General features: G+C 61.8%; 16 protein-coding genes. 13 read left to right on the forward strand and 3 right to left on the reverse strand.

The annotated features are described in order from the left end of the window. Positions 1-10 precede the first annotated feature (10 nt). The 3 genes from HU749_RS15220 to HU749_RS15230 all read left to right on the forward strand — a co-directional run bounded on the left by HU749_RS15220 (position 11) and on the right by HU749_RS15230 (position 3,327). Positions 11-1,078: a branched-chain amino acid ABC transporter permease gene (locus HU749_RS15220; protein ID WP_079304671.1), complete on the forward strand. Its 1,068-nt coding sequence runs from the start codon at positions 11-13 to the stop codon at positions 1,076-1,078. A gap of 72 nt (positions 1,079-1,150) precedes the next feature. After that, positions 1,151-2,476: an ABC transporter substrate-binding protein gene (locus HU749_RS15225; protein ID WP_095962140.1), complete on the forward strand. Its 1,326-nt coding sequence runs from the start codon at positions 1,151-1,153 to the stop codon at positions 2,474-2,476. Positions 2,477-2,532: 56 nt separating this feature from the next. After that, positions 2,533-3,327 carry an ABC transporter ATP-binding protein gene (locus HU749_RS15230; protein WP_095974242.1) on the forward strand — a complete coding sequence of 265 codons (795 nt, stop codon included), beginning with the start codon at positions 2,533-2,535 and terminating at the stop codon, positions 3,325-3,327. A 165-nt stretch (positions 3,328-3,492) separates the two neighbouring features. On the opposite strand, the gene HU749_RS15235 is transcribed toward HU749_RS15230, so the two are convergent. Beyond that, positions 3,493-4,596, reverse strand: coding sequence for a sigma-54 interaction domain-containing protein (locus HU749_RS15235; RefSeq protein WP_095962142.1), 1,104 nt, complete (start codon positions 4,594-4,596; stop codon positions 3,493-3,495). A gap of 311 nt (positions 4,597-4,907) precedes the next feature. Here HU749_RS15235 and HU749_RS15240 point away from each other — a divergent pair, with 311 nt between their 5' ends. The 3 genes from HU749_RS15240 to HU749_RS15250 all read left to right on the forward strand — a co-directional run bounded on the left by HU749_RS15240 (position 4,908) and on the right by HU749_RS15250 (position 8,766). Beyond that, the gene (locus tag HU749_RS15240; protein WP_079304665.1) at positions 4,908-6,170 is read left to right on the forward strand and encodes a serine hydrolase domain-containing protein; all 1,263 of its coding nucleotides are present in this window, start codon (positions 4,908-4,910) and stop codon (positions 6,168-6,170) included. 115 nt (positions 6,171-6,285) lie between these two features. Continuing rightward, complete coding sequence (locus HU749_RS15245; protein WP_079304663.1) at positions 6,286-7,623, forward strand: alginate export family protein; 1,338 nt, start codon at positions 6,286-6,288, stop codon at positions 7,621-7,623. A gap of 39 nt (positions 7,624-7,662) precedes the next feature. Then, positions 7,663-8,766, forward strand: a complete 1,104-nt coding sequence (locus HU749_RS15250) for a polyamine ABC transporter substrate-binding protein (protein ID WP_186651049.1) — start codon at positions 7,663-7,665, stop codon at positions 8,764-8,766. 51 nt (positions 8,767-8,817) lie between these two features. On the opposite strand, the gene HU749_RS15255 is transcribed toward HU749_RS15250, so the two are convergent. Further along, positions 8,818-9,429: a TetR/AcrR family transcriptional regulator gene (locus HU749_RS15255; RefSeq protein WP_046062325.1), complete on the reverse strand. Its 612-nt coding sequence runs from the start codon at positions 9,427-9,429 to the stop codon at positions 8,818-8,820. Positions 9,430-9,931: 502 nt separating this feature from the next. Between HU749_RS15255 and gabP the strand changes: the two genes are divergently transcribed. From gabP to HU749_RS15275, 4 genes are all read left to right on the forward strand, one after another. Further along, entirely contained in the window at positions 9,932-11,332 is a 1,401-nt protein-coding gene (gabP, locus tag HU749_RS15260; RefSeq protein WP_079304661.1) for a GABA permease, read from the forward strand. A gap of 306 nt (positions 11,333-11,638) precedes the next feature. Continuing rightward, positions 11,639-13,360, forward strand: coding sequence for a type I secretion system permease/ATPase (locus HU749_RS15265; RefSeq protein ID WP_186651047.1), 1,722 nt, complete (start codon positions 11,639-11,641; stop codon positions 13,358-13,360). Then, positions 13,353-14,723 carry an HlyD family type I secretion periplasmic adaptor subunit gene (locus HU749_RS15270; RefSeq protein ID WP_046062332.1) on the forward strand — a complete coding sequence of 457 codons (1,371 nt, stop codon included), beginning with the start codon at positions 13,353-13,355 and terminating at the stop codon, positions 14,721-14,723. Before HU749_RS15265 ends, HU749_RS15270 begins: the two co-directional genes overlap by 8 nt. A gap of 2 nt (positions 14,724-14,725) precedes the next feature. Beyond that, positions 14,726-16,075: a TolC family outer membrane protein gene (locus tag HU749_RS15275; RefSeq protein WP_079304657.1), complete on the forward strand. Its 1,350-nt coding sequence runs from the start codon at positions 14,726-14,728 to the stop codon at positions 16,073-16,075. Positions 16,076-16,199: 124 nt separating this feature from the next. On the opposite strand, the gene HU749_RS15280 is transcribed toward HU749_RS15275, so the two are convergent. Continuing rightward, positions 16,200-21,812, reverse strand: coding sequence for a putative Ig domain-containing protein (locus HU749_RS15280; protein WP_186651045.1), 5,613 nt, complete (start codon positions 21,810-21,812; stop codon positions 16,200-16,202). Positions 21,813-22,227: 415 nt separating this feature from the next. Between HU749_RS15280 and HU749_RS15285 the strand changes: the two genes are divergently transcribed. The 3 genes from HU749_RS15285 (at position 22,228) to hemN (ending at position 25,525) form a co-directional block, all read left to right on the forward strand. After that, positions 22,228-22,671, forward strand: coding sequence for a CopD family copper resistance protein (locus HU749_RS15285; protein ID WP_079304653.1), 444 nt, complete (start codon positions 22,228-22,230; stop codon positions 22,669-22,671). Positions 22,672-22,766: 95 nt separating this feature from the next. Continuing rightward, complete coding sequence (locus HU749_RS15290; protein ID WP_079304651.1) at positions 22,767-24,140, forward strand: oxygen-independent coproporphyrinogen III oxidase; 1,374 nt, start codon at positions 22,767-22,769, stop codon at positions 24,138-24,140. Then, positions 24,137-25,525, forward strand: coding sequence for an oxygen-independent coproporphyrinogen III oxidase (hemN, locus tag HU749_RS15295; protein ID WP_079304649.1), 1,389 nt, complete (start codon positions 24,137-24,139; stop codon positions 25,523-25,525). Before HU749_RS15290 ends, hemN begins: the two co-directional genes overlap by 4 nt. The last annotated feature ends 59 nt before the right edge of the window (positions 25,526-25,584 follow it).

The raw sequence follows: 25,584 nt of genomic DNA on the forward strand, positions 1-25,584 counted from the left end.
GGAACGCATGATGTTTTATCGAGAAGCAGGCCAGTTCAACACCCGCTATGCCCAGGACCGTCGGGTCTTCGCGCTGCGCCAGGACCGTCACGGACTCGTCGCGTTGCTGCTGTTTGCCTTCGTCGTGGTGCCCTGGCTGGGCAATGACTATTGGTTCAGCGCGATCCTGATTCCATTCCTGGTGCTGTCCCTGGCCGGGTTGGGGCTCAATTTGCTCACTGGTTATGCCGGACAACTGTCCCTCGGTTCAGCGGCGTTCATGGCTGTGGGCGCCTTTGCCACTTACAACCTCGAAGTACGGGTCGCCGGTTTGCCGCTGTTGGTCAGTATCGTCCTGGGCGGGTTGACGGCGGCCCTGGTGGCGGTGCTGTTCGGCCTGCCGAGTTTACGCATCAAGGGCTTCTATCTGCTGGTCTCGACCCTGGCGGCGCAGTTCTTCGTGACCTGGGCGCTGACCCGGTTCAGTTGGTTTTCCAATAACAGCGCCTCGGGCGTGATCAGCGCGCCGCGCCTGGAGGTATTCGGGGTAAACCTCGACGCGCCGGCCGGCCGCTATCTGCTGACCCTGACGGTGGTGGTGGCGCTGTTCTGGCTGGGCAAGAACCTGGTGCGCAGCGAGTTGGGGCGCAACTGGATGGCGGTGCGCGACATGGACACCGCCGCCGCGGTCATCGGCATTGCGTTGGCAAAAACCAAGTTGCTGGCATTCGCCATCAGCGGTTTTTTCCTTGGGGTGGCCGGCGCGCTCTGGGCCTTCGCTTACCTGGGCACGGTGGAGCCTCACGGGTTCGACCTCAATCGGTCGTTCCAGATTCTGTTCATCATCATTATCGGCGGCCTCGGCAGCCTGCTGGGCAACCTCCTCGGCGCCGCCTTCATCGTGCTGTTTCCGGTGTTGCTCTCGAACCTGGTGTCGCTGCTGCCCGGCGGGCTGATTGACGCCGGCCAGGTGGAGAACCTGCAGAAGATGATATTCGGCGCCCTGATCATTTTGTTCCTGATCAAGGAGCCAGAGGGCCTTGCGCGCCTCTGGCAGAGATTTCGCCAGCGCGCACGGCTGTGGCCATTGCGCTACTGAGCGATGCGCACAGCGCGGGTTTGCAGTTGCATTTTGTTGGCTTACCTATGGCTTCATAACAAGGAAAATCCGATGTTCAAACGATCATTTGCCAGCAGCCTGGCACTGGCCCTGAGCCTCACCGCCGCGGCCTTCACCGTCCAGGCGGACAACGAACAATACTTCCCGCTGCAAAGCTATCGCGTCGGCCCTTATGCGGCCGGCGGCACCGGTTTTTTCGGCGGCTTCATCGACTACCTCAAGTACGTCAACGCCAATGGCGGCGTGAATGGAGTCAAGCTGACCTGGAGCGAGTGCGAAACCGAATACGTGGTCGAAAAAGGCGTCGAGTGCTACGAGCGCCTGAAGAAAGGCTTGAACGGCGCGCCGGCGGCGGCCACCAACCCATTGTCGGTGGGTATTGCCTACGCCACCCTGGAGCGCTCGACGGCCGACAAACTGCCGCTGATCACCATCAACCACGGTCGTACGGACTCCACCGACGGCAGCGTGTTTCCCTACGTCTTCCCGTTGCAGTTGAACCCGTATTCCGAAGTGTCGGCGATCATCAACTACATCGGCCAAAGGGCCGGGGGACAGGACAAACTCAAGGGCCTGAAGATCGTCACCCTGTATCACGGCTCGCCCTACGGCAAGGAAACCAACGAGGTGCTGCAAACCCTGGCCGACAAGTACGGCTTTGCGCTGACCTTGCTGGAGGTGCCGCACCCGGGCAACGAGCAACAATCGCAATGGCTGAATATCCGTCGGGAAAAACCCGACTGGGTGATCCTGCGCGGTTGGGGTGTGATGAACCCGGTGGCGCTGAAAACCGCGCAGAAAGTCGGTTTCCCGGCCGACCACATCATCGGCAACATCTGGAGCAATTCCGAGGATGACGCCGCGCCGGCCGGTGCCGCGGCCAAGGGTTTCATCGCCATCACCACGCACCCTTCGGGCACCGATTTCCCGGTGTTGCAGGGCATCAGGAAACAAGTGGTCGACGCCGGCCATGGCGACCTGGCCGATCCGAAGCGTTTCGGCACGGTGTATTACAACCTCGGCGTGGTCAACGGCATTCTCAACGTAGAAGCGCTGCGCATTGCCCAGCAGAAATTCGGCAAGCAACCCCTGACGGGTGAGCAAGTGCGTTGGGGCTTCGAGAACCTCAAACTCGACGACGCTCGGCTCAAGGAACTGGGGGCGTTGGGCCTGGTGCAGCCGTTGCAGTTGTCGTGCTCGGACCATGAAGGCGGTGGTGCGGTGCGCTTCCAGCAATGGGACGGTGCGCAGTGGAAGCTGATCAGTGATTGGGTGCAGGCCGACCGCGCCTTGCTGCGACCGATCATCGAAGCGTCTTCGCATCAGTACGCCCGGGAAAAAGGCATTACCCCGCGTGATTGCAGCAAAGAATCCTGAGGCATCGCGGCGGCCGGGCACACGCGTCCGGCCGCTACCCGAAAAGGCGAAACAGCATGACGACGAACGTGCCGATCCTGCAGATCGACGATATTGAAGTCCTCTACGAACAGACCATCCTGGCCGTGCGCAGTGTGTCGCTGGAGGTGGCAAAAGGGCAGGTCGTGGTGCTGCTGGGCGCCAACGGCGCGGGTAAAAGCACCACCTTGAAAGCGGCCTCCAACCTGGTGCGCGCCGAACGGGGCGAAGTGGTGCGGGGGCGGATCGTCTACCAGGGACGGGAGGTGACCCACAGCGCCCCGCACACCTTGGCGGCGAACGGCCTGGTGCAAGTACTCGAAGGGCGGCATTGTTTTGCCCAGTTGACCGTGGAGGAGAACCTCCTGGCCGGCGCCTTGGCGCGCCAGGTGCCGCGGCGCCAGTTATTGGCTGACCTGGAGTCGGTCTATGACCATTTTCCGCGCCTGAAACAGCGGCGCAAAAGCCTGGCTGGCCACACCTCGGGCGGCGAGCAACAGATGATCGCGATAGGCCGTGCACTGATGGCCAAGCCGCAACTGGTCTTGCTCGACGAGCCGTCGATGGGCCTGGCGCCGCAGATCGTCGAGGAAATCTTCGAGATCGTGCGCCAACTCAATCAGCGCGATGGCGTCAGTTTCCTGATTGCCGAACAGAACATCAACGTCGCCCTGCGCTACGCCCACTATGGTTACGTGTTGGAAAGCGGCCGCGTGGTCAGTGAAGGCAGTGCCGAACAACTGGCGGCCCGTGGTGATCTCCAGGATTTCTACCTGGGAGCGCGAACGAGAGGCGAGCAATGTGCCGGAATTGAAGCGCAGCGCTCCCCCTGAATGGGCCACTGTGGAACCGCTTTTGTGGCGAGGGAGCTTGCTCCCGCTGGGCTGCGCAGCAGCCCTAAAGCCAGTCACCGAGGCGTGTCAGGTGGATGTCATCCGCTTCATGGGGGCGCTGCGCACCCCAGCGGGAGCAAGCTCCCTCGCCACAAAGGTGTGGGCTCAGGTCGACAGGTTGACCACCCGACCATCGCGCGTGTCCAGCGCCGGGCGACGTCGATTGACCACCAGTTCGCCAATCCTGATCAGCAACGTGCGGGTGACATTGCGGCTCAGGCCCAGGAGGCTGGCGGTGTGGACCTGATTGCAATTGGCGTAGCGGTAGGCGGTGCGCAACAACTCGGCCTCGACCTTTTCATACAAGTCGCCATGCTCTTGCTCGAGCAGTTTCTCGAAGGCTTTGTGCAAGAGCGTCTCTGCGCTTTGAGGGGGCGCCTGCGGCGGGTTGTCCTGGCGTTCGATACGCAAGTTAGACAGGTGCAGGTCCTGCACGCCGATCACGTTGTTACGGCAAATCAACAGGGTGTGGTGGATGACATTTTCCAGCTCGCGGATGTTTCCCGGCCAGGAATAGTCGAGCAATTTGCGCTGCGCCTGGGCATCCAGCGTCACCTCGCCGTGCCCGAGCCTGCGGCTGTACTCGGCAATGAAGTGGCGGATCAGTGGCAGGATGTCACCGGGGCGTTCGCGCAGCGGCTTGAGCACCAGGCTGACCACGTTCAGGCGGTAATAGAGGTCTTCGCGAAAGTGCCCGGCATTAATGGCTTTTTCCAACTGCACGTTGGTGGCTGCCAACACACGCACATTGATCTTGATGCTCTTGCGCGAACCTAGCCGGACCACCTCGCGCTCCTGTAGCACACGGAGCAACTTGACCTGGATCGGCAACGGCAAATCACCGATTTCATCCAGGAACAACGTCCCGCCGTCCGCTTCCTCGAACCAACCGGCCTTGGCCGTCAGTGCGCCGGTGAACGCGCCTTTTTCATGGCCGAACAACTCGGCCTCCACCAGGGTTTCGGAAAACGCCCCGCAGTTGACCGCAACAAACGGTTTGTGGCGACGGGCGCTGAGATTGTGTACGTGGCGCGCCACCAGTTCCTTGCCGGTCCCGGTCTGGCCGATGATCAGCACGCTGGCGTCACTGGGCGCGACTTGCTGCAGGTGAGCCAGCAAAGCGCGGGAGGTGGGGTCTTCGAAGACCTGGGCCGTGGCACGAATCGAGGTGGCCAGGCCGGGAGAGGGGGGAAGTGTTAGAAGCTGCATGACGGTGGCCCGTTAATGAGATTTGCCGTGACTGAGGAGGGGTAAATGCCAACGTTCTTGAGGCAGTACCGCGAAGCCATTGGGCTCAAGGCTTAATTTAAATGATCTAAAAAATAGACAATAAATAACCTTTAGTTATTTGCTTAGGGCTTTCGTCCCAGAATTCAGCACAGATCTATTGGTCATGTCGCCGTTAACGAAACGAACCGAATTGAAGTGACGATAAAAAGTTTTATTGACTAAAGAATAATTGCGAGTAATTATTTCCCTGCATCTGCTTTCACGCAGAGTCATTTTGCAGGGGCAACCCGATGAATCAGAACACCGTGCCTTCACTGGCCAGTCTTTACGTCGAGACTCACGAATCGCCATTTGACGCACGCCTGGCACCTACACTCATGCAAGGCTTTCCCGCCGAACCCCACCGCCGCGTCACCTGGCACAACTGGATGAGCCCGCCGTTCAACCAATGGGGTTTTCGCAACCTGGCGCGCTTGCGTCCTTCTATCGACGTGCAGGCCGGCAGTGGGCCGGTCAGCGTGTTCAAGCAGGCGCTCCAGCCGCTGGATGAGCTGCATTTCGACAGCGAGTGTGGCTTGAGCATCAGCGTGATCGATCACCTGGTCGCCAGCCAGACCGATGCTTTCCTGGTCCTGCAGGGCGACACCGTACTGTTTGAGCGCTACTTCAACGGCCAGCGTCCCCAGGACCGACACATCATGTTTTCGGTGACCAAGTCGCTGATCGGTGCCCTGGGCGAGCAACTGGTCTGCGAAGGCTTGCTGGACCCTACGTTGACGGCCACGCATTACGTACCGGAACTGGCGGGCAGCGCGTTTGCCGATGCGACCGTGCGCCAGTTGTTCGACATGGCGGTGGCCGTCGATTACAGCGAGGTCTATGAGGATCCGGATTCAGAGAGTTCCCAATACGGTTACGCCTGCGGTTTCCAGCCGGCGCCCGCGCAGTACGTGACCTTCGAATCCCTGTACCAGTACTTGCCCTCACTGAGGAAACGCGGCAGTCACGGCGGCTTTTTCCATTACGTGACGGCCACCACCGAGGCGTTGGCCTGGGTCATGGAGCGGGCATCAGGCAAGGCCTGTCATCAGTTGCTGCAGGAGATCTGGAGCCAGTTGGGCTGTGAGCGTGACGGCTACTTCCTGGCGGATCCCTGGGGGCGCAGCGTCGCCGGCGCCGGTTTCAGCGCGACCTTGCGGGACATGGCGCGCTTCGGTCGCCTGCTGGCCAACGATGGCCGCCAGGGTGGGACACAACTGCTCTCGGCCGAGGCGCTGGCCGGTATCGCCGCCGGAGCCGACCCGGCGATCTACGCTGCATCCCCTGACTTTTCGAGCTGGACTCCAGGGGCCTCCTACCGCAGCCAATGGTATGTGTTCAACGACCACAGCCAGGCGCTCATGGCCGGAGGCATCCATGGCCAATACCTGTTCGTCGACAAACCGTCCGGCGTGGTGATCGTCAAGCAGTCGTCCCTGGGCGAAGCCGTCAGCCCTTTCGACGGCGACAGCGTGCGCATGTTGCGTGCCATCGCGGCGCAACTGACGCCCTGACGTCATCCGATAAACACAAGAATTTCGTTCCGCTCACCTGGCCCCGCCAGGCGTTGGCGCGGGTTTGCGCCGCCATTTACTGCCCTGTAACAACAATAATCAACAGGAGCTCCATATGGTTTCCATGATGCGTTTGTCCCGAACGTTCCTCGTGCTCGGGTTACCCTTGACCGCCCAGGTTGCCTGGGCGGGCTACACCTTCGAGGAGGGCAACCTCAAGGGCGAGGTCAACTTAACGGCCGGTGGTGCAGTCCTGTCCACCCGCAACGTCAACTTTGGCGGCGGCGTGGTGGACATGCGCAGCGGCAAGAATGGCGGCACGAAAAACGACTGGCAGGAGTTCTACGTCAAGCCGGGCGTCAAGTTGGAATATGCCGTGCAGCCGGATTTCAGCCTGCTGGCCGGCGGCTCCCTGGTGGGGGCGACCACCTTCGGTGATGGCGATGCCGGTGGCTTCACCCGCAGTTCCGACGGCAAGGTGTCGACCGAAGAGTTCTATGGCGGTTTCCGGGCCGGGGAGTGGACGGTCACGGGCGGTCGCCAGAACTACATGATCGGCAACGGTTTCATCGTGATGGATGGCAACCTCGACCAATTGAATGACGGTGCCTACTGGCTCGCCCCACGCACTGCCTTCAAGGATTCGGCGGTGGTCGCCTGGGACCATGGCGCGTTGAAGGTCCAGGGCTTCAGCCTGGCAACCGACAGCGACCTGGGTGACTTTCGCATGAGCGGCGTGAACCTGGACTACAACCTCGACGACCAGGTGACGCTGGGCGCCACCGCGTTGAAGGTCAAGGCCCTGGGCCCCAAGGGCAGCACATTGCCGCGTCGTCGCGATGGCATGCTGGTGTACAACGTCAGAGCCTTGAACGCCAAACTCCCGGGCATCCCGGACCTGACCCTCAATGCCGAATACGCCCTGGAGCGAGGCAGTGGCGAAGGCGTGGATTACGATGCCAAGGCCTGGTACGGCCAGGCGGATTACACCTTTGGCACGCTGCCGTTGACCCCGGTGATCGGCTACCGCTACGCGAGCTTTTCCGGCGACGACAACCTCACGGACAACCGACAGAAAGCCTGGGACCCGCTGAGCAAGGGTTTCGTCGACTGGGGCACCTGGCTGATCGGCGATGTCGTCGGCAACTACCTGCTGTTCAACAGCAACGAAAACGTCCAGCAGTTCTCACTCAAGACCCACCTCAACGAAACCCTTACGCTCGGTGCGATCCACTACCAGTTCTGGCTCGACGAAAAAAACTATATGGGCACCGCTGTCAGCGACAAACGGTTTGCCGACGAGAGTGTAGTCTTCCTGGATTGGGCGCCGTCGAAGTCGTTGTCCACCTCGCTGTCCTATAACTGGGTCAAGCCCATGGCAGCGGCCAAACAAATCTTCGGCGACGACCGGAAATTCAGCGCGCTGGAACTCTACTTCACCTACCGCTATTAAGTGCCGCGAGCCTTCGCGGCCGCGCTGGAGTGTTTGATCATGAACCTGTTTTTGCGTAACACCTTGCTGGGCGCTGTCGTTTCGATGCTGGTCAGTGGCGCGAGCCTGGCCGAAGAGCGGACGGTGCGGATCTATAACTGGATCGAGTACCTGCCGCCTGAAATCCTCAAGAGTTTCCAGGAGGAAACCGGCATCCGTCCCATCTACGACGTCTTCGACAGCGTCGAGACCTTGGAGTCCAAACTCCTGACCGGCAACTCCGGGTATGACGTGGTCTACCCGAGCAGTTCCAACGTCAGTCACCTGATTGCCGCCGGTGCCGTCCAACCCCTGGACCGCAGCCAATTACCGAACTGGCAGCATCTGGACCCCGAGTTCATGAAGTCCCTGGAGACGGTGGGCGATCCGGGTAACCGCTATGCGGCGCCGTATCTGTGGGGCACGACCCTGATCGGCTACAACGTCGACAAGGTGCGGCAGGTGCTGGGTGCCGATGTGCAAATGAACACCTGGGACATCCTTTTCAAGGAAGAAAACATGGCCAAGCTGGCCAGTTGCGGCGTCGGTCTGCTCGACGCCGCCAACGAGATCGTGCCCATCGCCTTGCACTACGAAGGGCTGGACCCCAACAGCCAGAAACGTGAAGACTACGCAAAGGCGCAGGCGGCCATGCTCAAGGTTCGCCCCTACATCACCTACTTCAATTCGTCGCGTTATGGCATGGACCTGGCCAACGGTGATATCTGCGTAGGGGTGGGTTGGTCCGGTGGGGTGGCCCTGGCCAAACGACTGGCCGAAGACGCAGGGAAGGGGGTCAAGGTGGAAATGGCGCTGCCCAAGGAGGGCGCGCCGATGTGGTCGGACGTCATGATGGTGCCCACCAACGCCCCTCATGCCCAAGAGGCCTACGCGTTCATCAACTACATCTTGCGTCCGGATGTCATTGCCCGAATCAGCAACAAGATCGGTTACCCCAACCCGAACAAGGAAGCTACGGCGCTGGTCAATGCTGAAATTCGCAACAACCCCGCCATGTATATACCGGACGAGGCGCGCAAGACCCTGTTCGCCTTGGAGCCGGTGCCGGCGGCGGTGGAGCGGATCCGCACCCGCACCTGGACCAGCATCAAGACGCATCGCTGATCAGCGTGACCCGGTGTTGCGGCGTCGGGTCCGTATCGGTGGGGTGTTCACTCAGGCGCGCATGCCCAGGAAGAGCAATTCGGTGATACGCCGGACTTGGGTGGAGTGTGCCTCGATGTCCGGTTGCTCCTGGTTGACCAACCTGAACAGCTGCAAGTGCGAATAGTCGTTCAACAGGAAGGCGGCGAGGTCGACGTCGAGGTCGGCGCGCAGCTTTCCGGCCTGTTGCAATTCCCTGATCAGCCCACTGATTTCGGCCCTGAGCGCATCGTTCATGGCGCGATAACCCTCGGGCAGCCCGTTGTTGCCACCAAACAGGATCAGCGGCAGCAACTCGCGCCACAGGCTCGGATGCATGACCTCCAGTGCGTAGCCGGTCAACAGCCGCTCCAGATAACACAGCGCTTCGACCGGGTCTTCGATTTCAGGGATCTGGTTGCGGGTGTCCGTGAGTGCGCGCTGGTCGGCGTCGTGCAGGATCTCCAGGATGATCTCCTGCTTGTTGCCGAAATACTTGAAGACGGTAGGCGCCGATACGCCGGCCTGGCTGGCGATCTGCTCGATGGTGGTGTTCTGGAAACCCTGGCGCTCGAACAGTTCGACCGCCGCCTTGCTGATGGCTTGGCGGCGTTCGGCTTTTTGACGTTCACGCAGTCCGCTCACGGTAGGTCCTTGTTGGAAAGCAGCGATTAAAGGCCTTGGTACACCAGCCCTGTGGGAGCGAGCTTGCTCGCGATAGCGTTGGATCAGCCGCATTGAAGTCGACTGAAATACCGCCATCGCGAGCAAGCTCGCTCCCACAGGCTTCCTGGTTAACAACAGACCGGGCATAGGCATGCAAAATACTTAACCCAGTAAAGTTTTTAAAGGGTTTATTTCATGGCTCCCCCTCAAGGACGTGACTGAATACCGCGCTCCAGACACCTGGCAAGCGGCAAAATGCCATGCCCTACTTGGCGAAATCAGGCACAGGGATGGCGCGTTCAGGTAACTAACTCGGGAGGGAAGGCAGGTAACGTGGCGCGACTTTTCATCGCAAGTGCGCACGTTCGCCCAGGGTGGATCAACCCGACCAAGAGGTAGCGCTTCCAGGAGGGGCGGGAATACCAGAAGCACCGACTGTCCCAGCGCGCGTCTCAATGTTCGATCACAAGAGAATAAAAAAATGACCAGCCCCAGCTTCAAGGATTCGAACGGCCATTTGGCACAGGGCTTCAAGCCTCGTCACGTCACCATGCTGTCCATTGCCGGGATCATCGGTGCGGGTCTGTTCGTGGGATCGGGCCATGCCATTGCCGCCGCCGGCCCGGCCGTCATGCTGGCCTACTTGTTTTCCGGGCTGTTGGTGGTACTGGTCATGCGCATGCTGGGTGAGATGGCGGTTGCCAATCCGGACACCGGCTCATTCTCCACCTATGCCGACCAGTCCATCGGACGCTGGGCAGGCTTCACCATCGGTTGGCTCTACTGGTGGTTCTGGGTGCTGGTGATCCCCATCGAGGCGTTGGCTGCCGGCCATGTGTTGAACCAGTGGTTTCCCGCCATCGACGCGTGGTTGTTTGCCTCGGTCTCCATTGTCCTGCTGGCCGTGACGAATCTGTTCAGCGTGTCCAAATACGGCGAGTTCGAGTTCTGGTTCGCCATGGCCAAGGTCGTGGCGATCATCGGCTTCATCTCCCTGGGTTTCGCGGTGCTGATGGGCTGGATTCCCGAGCGTGAAGCCAGCGGCCTGAGTCGGTTGATGGAGGAGCACGGCGGGTTCGCACCCAACGGTTTGTCGGCGGTGGTAGGTGCCTTCATCACCATCATGTTCAGCTTCATCGGGACGGAGGCGGTGACGATCGCTGCCGCTGAATCCAACAATCCTGCGCAGAACATTGCCAAGGCCACCCGCTCGGTGATCTGGCGTATTGGGGTGTTCTATCTGTTGTCTATTTTCGTGGTCATTTCCGTGGTGCCTTGGAACGATCCACTCCTGGCTTCAGTGGGCTCATACCAGCGAGCGCTGGAGCTGATGAACATTCCCCACGCCAAGTTCCTGGTGGACGTGGTGGTGCTGATCGCGGTGGCCAGTTGCATGAACTCCTCGATCTATATCGCCTCGCGGATGTTGTACTCGCTGGGGCGTCGTGGCGATGCGCCAAAAGCGCTGAAGGTGACGTCTTCGGCCGGTGTTCCAAGGTCTGCGGTGATTGCCAGTACCGTGTTGGGCGCGGGTGTCACCTTGTTCAGTTACTTCATGCCCGCCGGCCTGTTCCAGTTCCTGCTCGCCAGCTCCGGCGCCATCGCCTTGCTGGTGTACCTGGTGATTGCCATCTCGCAACTGCGCATGCGCCGTATGTTGCTTCGCCAGAATGTCGAGCTGACTTTTCGCATGTGGCTGTTCCCCTGGTTGACCTGGTTGGTCATTGTGTTCATCTCGGCGGCGCTGGCGGTCATGATGATCACGCCCGAGCACCGCAGCGAGGTCAGTACCACCCTGGGCCTGGCGCTGATCATTTCCTTTATCGGCCTGGCGACATCGCGACATTCACCCCAGTCTGAGGGCGCCGCTGCCCTCGGTTAGCCTGTCATTTTTGCCCTGTTGACGTCACGTTACTGGCGTCAACAAAACCGCCTTTCAAGCCCATTCGAGACGCAAAAACCGCCGTCTTGAAACGCGGCCCTTCCGCCTGTCACCCACTTGCAAACCCAGCCTTGCGAACCGGCACTAACCCGCGACCGCGTTGTCAGTAATTGGCGTCTGTAGGGATGAGGATCGTCCCTGGTATCGGCACATCAGCTGGACAGTTTTTTCTTGAGCATGCTCGGGAAAAAAGCCTCGCGAAGGATTGCGTCCTAGACCGACAATTTCTCTTGCAGGCGATTTCCCATGGGGTTTCTACTCGATCCGCGTCATGACATTGATGCTGCCTTATTGAGCTACCGACGGGTGTTCTGGGCCCTGGCATTGTTCAGTGGCGTTATCAATCTGTTGGTGCTGGTGCCGTCGCTCTACATGATGCAGGTCTACGACCGGGTCCTGACCAGCCGCAACGAAACCACCTTGTTCATGCTCACCTTGATGGCCTTGGGGCTATTCATGTTCAGCGCCTTGATCGAGTGGGTCCGTGGCGAGGTGATGATTCGCATGAGCGCGGGGCTGGACGAAGCCTTGGGTGAGCGGATTTTCGACGCTGCCTTTGCCCGCAGCCTGCGCGAGCACAACGCCAACCCGGCGCAAGTGCTCACCGATCTGGCGACGCTGCGCCAGTTGATTACCGGGCAGGGCCTGATCGCCTTGCTCGATGCACCCTGGCTGCCGATCTTCCTGCTGGTGGCGTTCATCTTTCACCCCTGGTTCGGCGTGCTGACACTGGTGTTGGCCCTGGTGCTGGTCGGCCTGGCGCTGTGGGGGGAACTGGCGACGCGAGCACGCCTGGGGGAGGCCAATCGGCTGGGGGTGCAGTCGTCGATCTATGTGAACAGCACGCTGCACAATGCTGAAGTCATCCAGGCCCTGGGCATGCTCGGGCCGCTGCGTCAGCGCTGGAGCCTGTTGCAGCAACGGATCATTGCCGCCCAGGCCCATGCCAGCGACCGCAGCGCGCGTATCACCTCGATGACCCGTTTCGTGCGTATCTCCGGGCAGTCCCTGGCCTTGGGCCTGGGGGCCTTGCTGGTGCTCGAAGGCCAACTGTCGGCGGGCATGATGATTGCGATGTCGCTGTTGCTGGGGCGAGCCCTGGCCCCCGTGGAAATCGCCATCGGCTCGTGGAAGCAATTCAACGCCGGACGCCAGAGCTACCAGCGCCTGAGCCAATTGCTGGCCCAGCATCCGCGCGAGCGTCTGCGCATGCCGTTGCCGCCACCGACCGGTGCGGTGCGCCTGGAGCAGTTGTATGTCGGTCCGCCAGGTGCTTCGCAGCCGATCCTGCGCGGGATCAATTTCAGCCTCGCCAAAGGCGATGTGCTGGCGGTGGTCGGGCCCAGCGCCAGCGGTAAATCGACACTGGCGCGCGCCTTGGTCGGGGTCTGGCCGGCCATGGGCGGGTCGGTGCGCCTGGATGATGCCGAGATCAGCCAGTGGTCCCACGACGCCTTGGGGCCTTACCTTGGATACCTGCCACAGGACATCGAGTTGTTCGATGGCACGGTCGCCGACAACATCGCCCGTTTCGGTGAACAGGACGCCGACAAGATCATCGCCGCCGGGCGTCATGCTGGTATCCACGAAATGATCCTGCGCTTTCCCAAGGGCTACGACACGCCGCTGGGTCCCGGCGGACTTGGCTTGTCCGGTGGGCAGAAACAACGCCTGGGCCTGGCCCGCGCGCTCTACGGACGACCATCGCTGATCGTGCTCGATGAGCCCAACTCCAATCTCGATGACGCCGGCGAGCTGGCGCTGGTGCAGGCCATCAGTGCGCTCAAGGTGGCCGGCAGCACCGTGGTGTTGATTACTCACCGGCCCAGTGTGCTGGCGGTGGTCGATCACATCCTGGTGCTCAAGGACGGTACTCAACAAGCGTTCGGGCCACGGGACCGGGTGCTCAAGGCATTGATGCCGGGGCCGAGACCGGCCGCGGTCAGGGAGGCGGGCGGCGATGCGTGATCTGACTCCTGGGGCACAAGCGTACAGCGAGCAGGGGCTGAGCGTGCGCAGCACCACGACGCTGCCCAGCGCCAGTACCGATGCCGGGAGCGCGGCGCGTTATGGCATGGGATTCCTGGTCCTGACGCTGGGCGGTTTCCTGCTCTGGGCCTGCCTCGCGCCGCTCGACCAAGGGGTGGTAGGCAGCGGCACTGTGGTGGTGGCGGGGGAGCGCAAGGCGGTGCAGTCGTTGGTCGGCGGGGTGGTGGAAAAACTGTTGGTCAGCGATGGCGACCGCGTCACCCAGGGGCAATTGCTCGTGCAGCTCAATACGGTGCAGGCGCAGTCGCAACTGGACGTGACCCTGGGCAAACTCCTCAACGATCGCAGCATCGAGGCGCGCTTGATTGCCGAGCGCCTGGGCAGTACCGAGATCCAATGGCCCGCGGAACTGCTGGCCCACGCCGACGAACCGCGGGTCAAGGCGGCCATGGCCTTGCAGAGCCAGTTGTTCATCACCCGCCGCGCGGAGCTGGGCAGCCGCTTGCAGATCATAGAGCACGAAGCCGCGGCCTTGCAGCAGCAATTGCTTGGTTACGAAGGCGTCAAGCGCAACTACGACGCGCAGATGCGCTTCCAGCAGCAGGAGCTCGAAGGCCTGCGCGATCTGGCCCGGGAAGGCTACGTTCCGCGCAACAAACTCTTCGAGGCCGAGCGCAACGCGGCCCAGTTGGCGGGGCAGATCGCCTCTGGGGTGGGTGATGTCGGCAGGACTCGCCAGGCGATCAACGAAAGCCGGCTCAAGGCCTTGCAGGCGCAGCAGGAGTTTCGCCGCGATGCCGAAACCCAGCTCAGCGAAGTCTCGGCCGAGGCCGCCGGTTACGCCGATCAGATTCGTGCCTTGCAGTTTGAAGTCGACAACGGTGCGATCCGAGCGCCGGTGGCCGGGCAGGTCATGGACGTGAGCATTCATACGGTCGGCGGCGTGGCACAGGCCGGCCAGACCCTGATGCAGGTCGTGCCGCTGGATGCGCCGATGGCGATCACCGCGCGTTTCGAGCCGCTGATGGCCAACAAACTGCGCCCGGGCCTGCCGGTGCACGTGCATTTCACCGCACTGCAACGGGTGGATACGCCGACGGTTACCGGCACGGTGACCACAGTGTCGGCGGACCAGTTGATCAATGAGCAGACACACCAACCGTACTTCTCCGCCAAGGTCGAGATTCCTGCCGACACCGTGGTTGCGTTGCAGAGCGCCGGCCTGCTGGTTCGCCCGGGCATGCTCGCCGACGTCACGGTGGTGACGGGCGAGCGTACCTTGATGAATTACCTGATGAAGCCTTTGCGTGAACGTTTGCTTGCAGCCTTCAAGGAGGAATGAGCATGGTCGATCGTTGCCGCTACCGTTTGCATGTATTGCTGAGCCTGTGTGCGGGTTGGGCGGCGCTCAATCCGCTGTGGGCCGCTGAGGGGGGGCTGAGCCTGACCGCCGCCTACGATGCTTCGCGCCTCAACGATCCGACCGTGCAGTCGGCGGCCCACGCCTTTGAAGCTTCGCGGCATGAGGAGGACATCGGACGTGGCGGCCTTTACCCGCAAGTGTCGCTAAGCTCGCGCTACGGATACGGTGGGCGGACCGACGGCGGTGACGACAGCAGTTACGTCAACAGCAACGATTACCAGGCGAACAACGTCACCTTGGCGGCGCAACAGCCGCTCTACGACAAGGCACGCTGGGCGGCGTATCAGGAGGGCAAGGCGCGCGGTCAACTGGGCACCCAGGTGTTCGATGTGGCCGGCCAGACTCTGTATGACCGGGTGGCGAAGGGGTATTTCGACGTCGCCCGGGCCGAGAACGAGATCAAGTTGATCGTCCAGCAGAAGAGCGCCATCCAAGGTTTGGTCGTTCAAAGTAAAAAGCTTTATGAAGGCGGCCAGGGCGCGATCACCGATATCGATGAAGCCCAGGCGCGACTCGACCTGGTGCAAGCCCAGGAGGCTGAAGCCCAGGCGCGCCGGGTGGCGGCGTTGCGGGCCTTGTCCGGGCGTGCCAGCGTGCCGATCGATGACATCCTGCCGATGCGCGAAGAGCTGGCCGTCGGTAGCCCGATCCCGCCGGAACAGGACTTGCCGTACTGGACGGCGATTGCCCGTGAAGCCAGCCCCGAGCTGGCCGCCCGACTGGCGGCAGTGAAAGTGGCCGAAGCCCAGGCCGACAGCCAGCGCGCCGGGCATTATCCAACCTTGTCGCTGACCACCCAGTTGACCCGCCGGGAAACCCGTCAATACCAGGAACTCGACCCGCGCCAGGACACTTACTACGTGGGTGTGCAGTTGGATATTCCGTTGTATCGCGGCGGGGCGGTACGGGCGTCGGTGGCCAAGGCCGAAGCGCAACTGGCCGGCGCCCAGTCCGACTACGACGTGCAACGCCAGCAACTGGCCGAGGATATCGAGGCTGATTATCTGGGCGTCGTCGCCGGGTTTGCCAAGAGCAAGGCCATGCAACGGGCGGTGGAGTCCAATCAGCGAGCACTGACCTCGACGGAAAAAGGCTTCCAGGGCGGCGTGCGTTCCACGGTGGATATTCTTGACGCGCAGCAGCGGCTGTTCCAGGCCCGTCGGGACCTGCTCAACACCAAGCTCGACATGCTGCAAAGCTATGTGAGCCTGCACACCCACACCGGCCAGATGAACCGCGCGGTGCTGGAGCAGGTGCAAAGCTTGTTCTAGACAGTCCAGGGTTCAAGTTTGCAACTTATCCCTGTGTGCAGGCTTGCTCGCGATAGCGGTGGGTCAGTCAGCATCCATGCTGAGTGTGCCGCCGCTATTGCGGGCAAGCCTGCGCAGGGGGCAATCAGGCGGTGAAGTCGCTGGCGTGCAGCTCCTTGACACCGACCAGTTCGAATTCGAACTCGGGGGTGGCGTCGGCGTTGGTACTGCCGGAGAGGATGCCATCGACGAAGCGCAGCTGGCCGGTGGCGTTGCTGGGGTCGAAGGCGTTGCTGCCGATGAACGTGAAGGCATCGACCGTGGCGGTCAGCGGGTTGGCGTCCAGGCCGGTGAGGTCCAACTTGTCGAACTCCGCGCTCTTGAAGCCACTGATCACATCGCGCAAGGCCCCGACGCCCATGTCCGACAGCGCACCAAACACGTAGGTGTCCGCACCTGTGCCTCCGGTGAGGTTGTCGGTGCCTGCGCCGCCAATCAAGCGGTCATCGCCCGAACCACCCACCAGCGTATCGTTACCGGCCCCTCCGTCGAGGACGTTCGCCGCGCTGTTCCCCGACAGCGTGTCGGCGTAGGCGCTTCCCTTCAGGTTCTCGATGAACTTCAAGGTGTCGAGCCCGGCCCCCACGGTGTTCTGTTGCGCCGACGTCGAGAGGTTGACGGTCACGCCGGACAGCGCACGTTCATAGCTCGCCGTATCAATGCCATCGCGTCCATCCAGTACATTGCTGCCGGCGCCGGCGAACAGCGTATTGTCCAGGGCGTTGCCGGTGCCATTGGCAGCGCCGGTGCTGTCGACATACAAGTTCTCGACGTTATTGCCCAAGGTGTAGGCCGCCAGACTGCTGTGCACGCTGTCGATCCCGCCCGTCACCGCGTTGGTGCTGGTCTCGATCACGCTGTCATCGGCATTGTCGACAAAGTAAGTGTCGTCCCCGTCGGCACCGCTCATGCTGTCTGCCCCGGCGGCGCCGTTGAGTATGTTGTTGGCGGTATTGCCGGTGATGAAGTTGCGCCGTTCATTGCCGGTGCCGTCGATGTCCGACACGCCGGTGAGCACCAGGTTCTCCAGATTGGCCCCCAGTGTCCAACTGACCGAGGCTTGCACCGTGTCGATCTGCGCGGTCGAGGTGTTGGTTTCCACCACGCTGTCGAAGGCGTTGTCGACCACGTAGATGTCGTTGCCGTCGCCACCGGTGAGGGTGTCGGCGCCCAGGTCACCGTCCAGCGTGTCGTTGCCCGAACTGCCCACCAGGGTGTCGTCCTGGTCGGTACCGGCGATCATCCCGCCCTGGTTCTGGGCGTTGTCGAAGATGTCCTGCACGCTGTTGTTGTCGTTAGGATTGCCCTGGAAGCCCAGGTCATCGGCGATGTAGTCCGCCAGGCGTTGGCCGACGATTTCCGCCGATTCCTCGTGCAGGTGCCAGACATCATCGGGGTACACCAGCGGGTCGACTTCGTAGCGCAAGGGCAGGTCGGTGTAGTCCACCGCCAGCTTGACGTCGGCGCGCTCGGCGGCGATGGCTTCCTGGGCTGCCCGCACATAACCGACACCCTCGACGATGGAGGCGATTTTCTCTTCCGAATAACCCCGGGCCCGGGCCGCGTCCTCCGAGTAATGACCGGTTTCCATCAGGTACACGCTGAAATTGCCGAACTGGGCGTGCAAGTAGTCGAACACCTTCAGGGTCGCGGCTTTGTAGGCCGCTGCTGCCGCTACCTTGTCGGTGGCGCGGGCGATTTCCTGGGCGGCTTCCTCGCCCTGGCCCCAGATGATGCCCATGGTGACGTTGTCGATCGACTGCAGTTCGGTGAGCTGGTCGCGCAGCAACGTCACCGCGCGCAACAGTGCCGGCCCGGGTTGGTTGGTGTCGGTCAGCCACCAGCACAGCTGGAGCTCCTCGGCGCTGAGTGTGGAGAGGCCGTTGACCGTGCTGCCGCCCACCGCGATGTCGATGCCGTTGCCGTCGGCATCGGTGAACTGGCTGCGCACGTCGTAGGTGGTGTAGCGGTCCAGGTCATTGACCAGCATCGAGGTACCGGACTGGTCGTCGTCCTCGGTCATGCGCAACAGGCGCGCATTGGATTGGCCGAGGGTCGGCAGGTAGAGGATGTCCTGCTGGGCGCGCTCGCCGAAGACGAAGTCGCTGGCGGTGAGGGTGTTGAGGTAGTTGCCGTTGAGGGCTATTTCGAAGCGATTACCGTCGGCATCGGCTTCGGCGGACTTGATGTAGGTCTTGTCGCCAGCCGCGTTCAAGGTCATGTACAGCGTGCCGTTGCTGCCATCGCCGAGGCCGAGAAAACCCAGCCCCGAGACATCGATTTTGTCGACGCCGACGGTGAAGTCATAAATCATATCGGTGGCCGTGACGCCCCCGGTGTCGTAGTCGCGGTAGCTGTCGGAGAGGTTGCTGTAGCGGAAGGTGTCGGCACCGTCGCCGCCGTACAGCGAATCGCGTCCGGCACCGCCGTCGACGATGTCCGCACCGGTGCCGGCCTTGATCGTGTCGTTGCCGCCCAGGCCAAGGATCAGGTCCGCGCCGGTCGTGCCGTTGAGGGTTTCGGCGTTGTTGGTGCCGGTGATGGTGTTGGCGGGCGCATCGGCCACCACCAGGGCGAAGCTGTCACTGACCGAGGCGCCCGAGGGATCGGTGGCCTTGACCAGCAGGTCGTAGTTGCCTGCCGCGGTGCTGGTCGGGGTGCCGCTGAAGGTCAGGCTGGTGGCATTGAAACTCAGCCAGGCGGGCAGGGCGCTGCCGTTGGCGAGGGTCGCGGTGTAGGTCAGTACATCCTGGTTGGCGTCGGTGAAACTGTTGCTGGCCACGGTGTAGCTGAACGGCGTGCTTTCACTGGCGTTCTGGTCCAGCAGTGGGATGGCTACGACCGGCGCCACGTTGCTGGGGGTGTTCTGGTCGGCGAAGACAAAGTGACTGGCCGTCAGGCTGCTGACCAGGTTGCCCGCCAGCGACACCTCGAAGCGGTTGCCATTGGCGTCGACCGTCAGGTCCTTGAGGTAGGTGCGGTTGGTCGACGAACTGTAAGTGATCTGCAGGGTGCCGTTGAGTCCGTTGCCCAGGCCGGTATAGCCGAGCGCTGACACATCGATCTTGTCCGCCGTCACGTCGAAGTCGAGGATCTGGTCACTGGCGCTGGTGGAGCTGGTGCGGTAGCTGTCGAGTTTGGAGGTGTAGCGGAACACATCGGCTCCCGTGCCACCGGTGAGCTTGTCCACCCCGGTGCCGCCGACCAGGATGTCGTTGCCGGCGCCGCCGTTGAGGGTGTCGTTGCCCGCGCCACCGAACAGTTGCTCATTGGCCGCGGTGCCGGTCAGCGTGTCGTTGTTCGGCGTGCCATTGATCACAATGGCGGCAGGCACGTCCTGCACGGCAAGGGTAAAGCTGTCGCTCACGGTGGCGTTACTGCCGTCGCTCGCGGTGACCTGGATGGCGTAGGTGCCCGACGCGGTGTCAGGTGGCGTGCCACTGAAAGTGCGGGTGGCGGCATCGAAGACCAGCCAGTTGGGCAGGGCGCTGCCATCGGCGAGCTTGGCGGTGTAGCTCAGGCTGTCGTTATCCGGATCAGTGAAACTGGTGGCCGGCACCACGTAGCTGAACGGGGTGTTTTCGGTGGCGTTCTGGTCCAGCAAAGGCGTGGCCAGCACCGGAGCCTGGTTGGTCGGCGAGGTGGTGGCAAAGACGAAGTTGGCGCTGCTCAGGGTATTGAGGTAATTGCCGTCCAGCGCCACTTCGAAGCGGTTGCCATTGGCGTCGGCCTCCAGGGACTTGATGTAGGTCTTGGTGCCGGCACTGTTGAGCACCAGGTACACGGTGTTGTTCCTGCCGTCCCCCAGGCCGGTGAAACCCATGGCGGAGAGGTCGATCTTGTCGGCGCTGATGTCGAAGTCGGTGATCAGGTCGCCGAGGTTGACGCCGCCGGTGTTGTAGTTGCGGTAGCTGTCCAGGCGGCTTGAAAACACGAAGGTGTCTGCCCCGGTGCCGCCGGTGAGGGTGTCCATGCCTGCGCCGCCGTCGAGCTTGTCGTCGCCGGCGCCGCCACTGAGGCTGTCGTTGCCCGCCAGGCCGAGCAGGGTGTCGGCTGCATCGCTACCCAGCAGCGAGTCGCTGCCGCTGGTGCCGGTGACCACTCGGTTGAAGATGAAGTTGCTGGCGGTCAGGGTGCTGACCAGGTTGCCCGAGAGAATCAGCTCGAAGCGATTGCCGTTGGCATCGGCATCGAAGTCCTTGATGTAGGTGCGGTCGCTGGTGGCGTTGTAGCTGACTTGCAAGGTGCCGCCACGGCCATTGCCCAGGCCGGTGAAACCGAGGCCGGCGAGGTCGATTTTGTCCTGGGTGACGTCGAAGTCGGTGATGGTGTCATCGAAACTGGTGGTCGCATTGCGGTAACTGTCCGACTGGGCGACGAACCGGAACGTATCGGCACCGGTGCCGCCAGTGAGTTTGTCGATGCCGGCGCCGCCGACGAGGATGTCACTACCGGCCGCGCCATTGATCGTATCGTTGCCGGCGCCGCCGTAGAAAATCTCGTTGGCGGCGCTGCCGAGCAGGGTGTCGTTGCCCGCCGTGCCTTGCACGGTGGTCATCGGCACCGTGGCGCTGACGTAGCTGCCGTCGCCATACACCAATGTGGTGCCCTTGCTCGTGTGGCTGATGGTGTTGGCGATGATGGCGTTGCGGTCGGTGCCGTCTTCGTTGCGCTCTGCCACACCGTAGGTCGACAGGTCGCTGCCGCTGATGATGTTGCCCTGGATGAGGTTGTCGCTGCCGTTGAAGTACTTGCCGGACACGCCCAGGGTGTCGTCGTAGGACTGGATGATGATTTCCGGTACGGCACCGCCCAGGGAGTTGTTGTTGAGGGTGTTGTCGAGGACCTCGACATGGTTGCTGCCGTAGATGCGGATCCCGGCGCTGGCGTTGTCGTGGATGTCGACGCCGGTGACGGTCACTTCGCTGGAGAGCTTGATCAGCACGCCTTCAGCGCCGTTGCCATACACCTCGCCGCCGGTGATGGTGATGTTGCTGGGCGAGGGGATGTCTTCGCTGCCGCGCTGGACCACGATGCCATTGCCGCCGTTGTCGTAGGCGACGTTATTGGTCATGGTGAAATCGTGGGTGCTGGTGACGACGTTGAAACCGTGGCGGTCGTTGTTGTAGGCGATGTTGTTTTCGAAGGTGCTGTCGCTGAGGAAGTCGGCGACGAAGCCGTCCAGGCCGTTGCCGTGGGACACGCTGTTCTTGATGACCATGTTGACGGTCTGCTCGTGGGGGTCGAAACCGTACCCGGAGCAATCCTTGATCTCGACGCTGTCGAGGGTGACGTTGGAGTCGTAGCCTTCTTCGCCGGGAATGTAGCCGTTGAACCAACCGTCGACCTTGCCGGTGGTGCTGTCGCGGTTGCCGTCGATGGTGAGGTTGCTGACGCCGAAATCGTGGGTTTCTTCACCGTAGGCCGAGCGGATAATGCCGGTGATCTTGGTGTCGGAGCCATCGGCCAGCTTGACCGTGGTTTCGCCCATGCCGTCGCCGTACAGGTAGACGTTGCTCTTGAGCATCAGGCAGCCATCGGAAGGTTCCTCTCCCCCCGAAACGATGTAGGTGCCGGTCGGCATGTACACCTGCCCACCGCCGGCTGCGGCCGCCGCATCAATCGCACTCTGGATGGCTGCCGTGTCGTCGGTGATGCCATCTCCTTTGGCGCCAAAATCTTGTACGTTGAAAATCATGAGCTTATCTCCGTATCAGGCTTAAACCTCGGTAGACGCCAATATTCCATCGACGACCTCGGAGTTATGACCCAACGGAACGCAAAAGTTGTGACCGCATATCGGGGAAAGTGTCAAAAAGCCGGACTAACTGATCAGCGGTTGTGTGGAGATTGCGCAGGAGTAACGTTCTGTTGACGCTTTCTCAACGCCGACGATGCCCTCTCCTGTGGGAGCGAGCTTGCTCGCGATAGCGGTGCGCCAGTCAACCTCGATGCAACTGATCCGACGCTTTCGCGAGAAAGCTCGCTCCCACAGGGTTTGGTGGTGTGGCAGGCATTGCGCTTTCCTTGATTGGCATCAACCCCACTTTTGGGATGGCGCGATAACCTCGAATAAACCATCGCCCCGTTGAAGAGGGCGACCGAGGAAGCTCATGAGTTATCCGCTGTTTCTGACCTTGCACCTGTTTGCCGCGCTGGTGTTCATCGGCACGGTTTTCTTCGAAGTCCTGTTCCTGGAGAGCATTCGCAAGCAACTGCCCGCCAAGGTCATGGTGCTGCTGGAGCAAGGCATCAGCCAACGCGCCCGGCAGTTGATGCCGTGGGTACTGCTGGTGCTGTTCGGCGCGGGCATTGGCATGGTCTGGTTGCGCTATCGGCCGGTGCTGTCGCAGCCGTTGCAGTCATCCTTCGGTTTGCTGCTGGGGCTCAAGATCCTGTTGGCGGGCAGTGTGCTGGGGCATTTCCTCTGGGCCATGTGGCTGTTCAGGAGCGGGCGCATGAACGCCCGCTATGTGCACATCATCCATACCAGCGTGTTCCTGCACATGGTCGCGATCGTGCTGCTGGCCAAGACCATGTTCTACATCACCTGGTAAGCGCTGGCGCGTGGTTCCAAGGCGCTTGATACAGGTCAAGGTGACCCGGCGGGTTACCCCACAAACTGCTCCCGCACAGCCACTCGGAGATTGTCATGTTCGACCCGTTCCATACCCTCGGTGAGCGACCCTCGGGACGTGCCCCCGTGGTGGTTGATTTCGATTGTCCGGTCGGTACACGTAGATTCCACGCAGGCATCGGCTCGCTCGACCTGCTTCGAGGGTTGCGCAGCAGCCGTCAGAAACGACGGCCCCTATCCGTGGCGGTGCACCTGCCTTCGCGCTTGCGGCTGGCGTCGTGTTCGCCCCTGGCCAGCGACTGCCGGTGCGGCGAGATCGAAGGCTACTTGCAACGCCTGACCTATGAGTTGGGGTTGGTCGGTTGTCACCTGGGCGCAGGGCGGCGCGTCGAGCAGTTTTGCCTGACCGGTGGCACACCGGTGATCGCTCACCTGCAGAAGCTGATGAGTGACCTGCGCAAGCGCTTCGACTTCAGTGAATACGACGGCGGCGACCACAGCATCGAGGTGGACCTGCACCACACCGATTGGTCGACCATGGGCCTGATCCGTGACCAGGGTTTTACCCATGTCAGCATCGGCGTGCCCGACATTGGCGTCGACAGCGATCTGTCGGTCGATTGCTACCAGAACCCGGCACCGATCCATTCGTTGATCGATGCGGCGCGCACCTTTGGTTTTCGCTCCATCAACATTGACCTGGGCTACGGCCACGCCTGGCAGACGCCGAGCAGTTTCGCCCTGAAACTGGCGACGCTGATCGAACTGGAACCGGACCGGTTGCACGTTTTCGACTATGCCCGCGCGCCGTATCGTTATCGCTCGAAAAACGCCGGGATGGCCGGCGCGTTTTGCAGCCCGGCCGACAAGGACGCCATGCGGCAGATCTGCTGTGAACAGCTGATTGGCGCCGGTTATCACTACATCGGCCTGGGCCAGTTCGTCAGGGCCGACGATGACCTGGCGGTGGCCCAGGAGCACGGACGCCTGCATCGCAATTGCCAGGGTTTTACCCGTCACGGTTGCTGTGATCACGTGGGCTTCGGTTTGTCGGCCATCACGCAGATCGAGCACCTGTACGTGCAGAACACCGACGACCTGCATCAATACTGCCAGCAGTTGGACGCCGGACAATTGCCGGTGTGTCGCGGCTGGCGCTGTGAGGCGCAGGATCAGGTCAAGGCGAGCGTGACCGAGCAGCTGTCCTGTGACCTGGAGCTGGATATCCTGGCCATCGAGGCACGCTTCGGCCTGGTGTTTCGCGAGCATTTCGCGTCCGTCTGGCCGTCGCTGGAAGTGTTGCATGACCAGGGATTGATCGAACTGTCGAGCCGGTTTATCGGCATCCTGCCCGCCGGGCGCTTGAACGTCGATGCGATCTGCAATCTGTTCGACCCAGGACTGGATGACGCAGGCCCACACCCTTTTGAAAAGTTGAACCCATCATGAATGCTGCATCCGGTTTCAATCGTGCCCTGGTGGAGAAATACGACCGCCCGGGGCCGCGCTACACCTCCTATCCGACGGCGCCGCAGTTCCACCAGGCCTTTGCCATGGACGAATACCAGCAGGCTGCCCAGCGCAGTAACCAGGCGCCGCTGCCCAAGTCGTTATCGGTGTACATCCATATCCCGTTCTGCCAGAGCCTCTGCTATTACTGCGCGTGCAACAAGATCATCACGCGCAAGACCCATCGTGCCGTCGAATACCTGACCTACCTCAAGCGCGAAATTGCCCTGCAGGCGGCCTTGTTCGACCGCTCGCGCAAACTGACCCAACTGCACCTGGGTGGGGGCACGCCGACCTACCTGACCCATGAGCAACTGGCCGACCTGATGGACTGCCTGCACCAGTCGTTCGACATGGACGACAGCGACGCCCATGAGTTTTCCATCGAGGTCGATCCGCGGACCATCGATGCGCAACAGATCCAAGGCCTGCGCCAGCTGGGGTTCAACCGCCTGAGCTTTGGCGTCCAGGATTTCGATGCCCAGGTGCAGATCGCCGTCAATCGGGTACAAAGCGAAGCCCAGGTCGTCGAGCTGGTGGAAGCCGCGCGCCTGGCGCGCTTCAAGTCGGTCAGCGTCGATCTGATCTATGGCTTGCCCTTGCAGACTATCGCCAGTTTCGATGTCACCTTGAGCAAGATCATCGCCCTGCGTCCGGACCGGATCGCGGCCTACAGCTACGCCCACCTGCCGCAACGGGTGCGGGCGCAACGGATGATCCGGCCAGAAGACATGCCGCCGCCAGAGCGCAAGCTGGAGTTGCTGGAGCTGACCATCAATCGCCTGACTGAAGCCGGCTACGTCTACATTGGCATGGATCACTTTGCCTTGCCGGATGACGAACTGGTACGCGCCCGCGCCCAGGGCAGCCTGCAGCGCAATTTCCAGGGTTACTCCACCCACGCCGACTGCGACCTGATTGGCCTGGGGGTGTCCTCGATCGGCAAGGTGGGCGACAGCTACAACCAGAACGTCAAGGAGCTTTCCCAGTATTACGCCCGATTGGATCAAGGCTTGCTGGCGGTGCAGCGTGGTTATCGGCTGAGCGACGACGATCGCCTGCGGCGGGAGGTCATCAGCGAACTGATGTGTCACGCACGCATCGATTTCGGCCGGATCGAGAGCGCCCACGGCATTCGATTTACCGAGTACTTCGCCGATGCCCTGGACCGGCTCCAGGAGCTGGTGCGCGATGGGTTGCTGGACCTTCGTGACGACGAGCTGGTGTTGCTGCCCCAGGGGCAATTGATGATGCGCAACGTGGCCATGGCGTTCGACGCGTACCTGGGGGCGGACCAGACGGTTCAGTATTCGCGTACGGTCTGATAACCGCTCTTGTGGCGAGGGAGCTTGCTCCCGCTGGGCTGCGTAGCAGCCCCAAGGCC

The organism is Pseudomonas ogarae (assembly GCF_014268695.2).
In the GTDB taxonomy this organism is placed as follows: Bacteria; Pseudomonadota; Gammaproteobacteria; order Pseudomonadales; family Pseudomonadaceae; genus Aquipseudomonas; species Aquipseudomonas kilonensis.

Excerpts from the sequence above, each read along its gene's own strand:
- HU749_RS15290 (WP_079304651.1), top strand. The coding sequence starts at position 22,767 with ATGTTCGACCCGTTCCATACCCTCGGTGAGCGACCCTCGGGACGTGCC.
- HU749_RS15265 (WP_186651047.1), top strand. The coding sequence starts at position 11,639 with ATGGGGTTTCTACTCGATCCGCGTCATGACATTGATGCTGCCTTATTG.
- HU749_RS15275 (WP_079304657.1), top strand. The coding sequence starts at position 14,726 with ATGGTCGATCGTTGCCGCTACCGTTTGCATGTATTGCTGAGCCTGTGT.
- HU749_RS15235 (WP_095962142.1), bottom strand. The coding sequence starts at position 4,596 with ATGCAGCTTCTAACACTTCCCCCCTCTCCCGGCCTGGCCACCTCGATT.
- HU749_RS15250 (WP_186651049.1), top strand. The coding sequence starts at position 7,663 with ATGAACCTGTTTTTGCGTAACACCTTGCTGGGCGCTGTCGTTTCGATG.
- HU749_RS15220 (WP_079304671.1), top strand. The coding sequence starts at position 11 with ATGTTTTATCGAGAAGCAGGCCAGTTCAACACCCGCTATGCCCAGGAC.
- HU749_RS15225 (WP_095962140.1), top strand. The coding sequence starts at position 1,151 with ATGTTCAAACGATCATTTGCCAGCAGCCTGGCACTGGCCCTGAGCCTC.
- HU749_RS15270 (WP_046062332.1), top strand. The coding sequence starts at position 13,353 with ATGCGTGATCTGACTCCTGGGGCACAAGCGTACAGCGAGCAGGGGCTG.
- HU749_RS15240 (WP_079304665.1), top strand. The coding sequence starts at position 4,908 with ATGAATCAGAACACCGTGCCTTCACTGGCCAGTCTTTACGTCGAGACT.
- HU749_RS15280 (WP_186651045.1), bottom strand. The coding sequence starts at position 21,812 with ATGATTTTCAACGTACAAGATTTTGGCGCCAAAGGAGATGGCATCACC.
- HU749_RS15285 (WP_079304653.1), top strand. The coding sequence starts at position 22,228 with ATGAGTTATCCGCTGTTTCTGACCTTGCACCTGTTTGCCGCGCTGGTG.
- HU749_RS15245 (WP_079304663.1), top strand. The coding sequence starts at position 6,286 with ATGGTTTCCATGATGCGTTTGTCCCGAACGTTCCTCGTGCTCGGGTTA.
- gabP (WP_079304661.1), top strand. The coding sequence starts at position 9,932 with ATGACCAGCCCCAGCTTCAAGGATTCGAACGGCCATTTGGCACAGGGC.
- hemN (WP_079304649.1), top strand. The coding sequence starts at position 24,137 with ATGAATGCTGCATCCGGTTTCAATCGTGCCCTGGTGGAGAAATACGAC.
- HU749_RS15230 (WP_095974242.1), top strand. The coding sequence starts at position 2,533 with ATGACGACGAACGTGCCGATCCTGCAGATCGACGATATTGAAGTCCTC.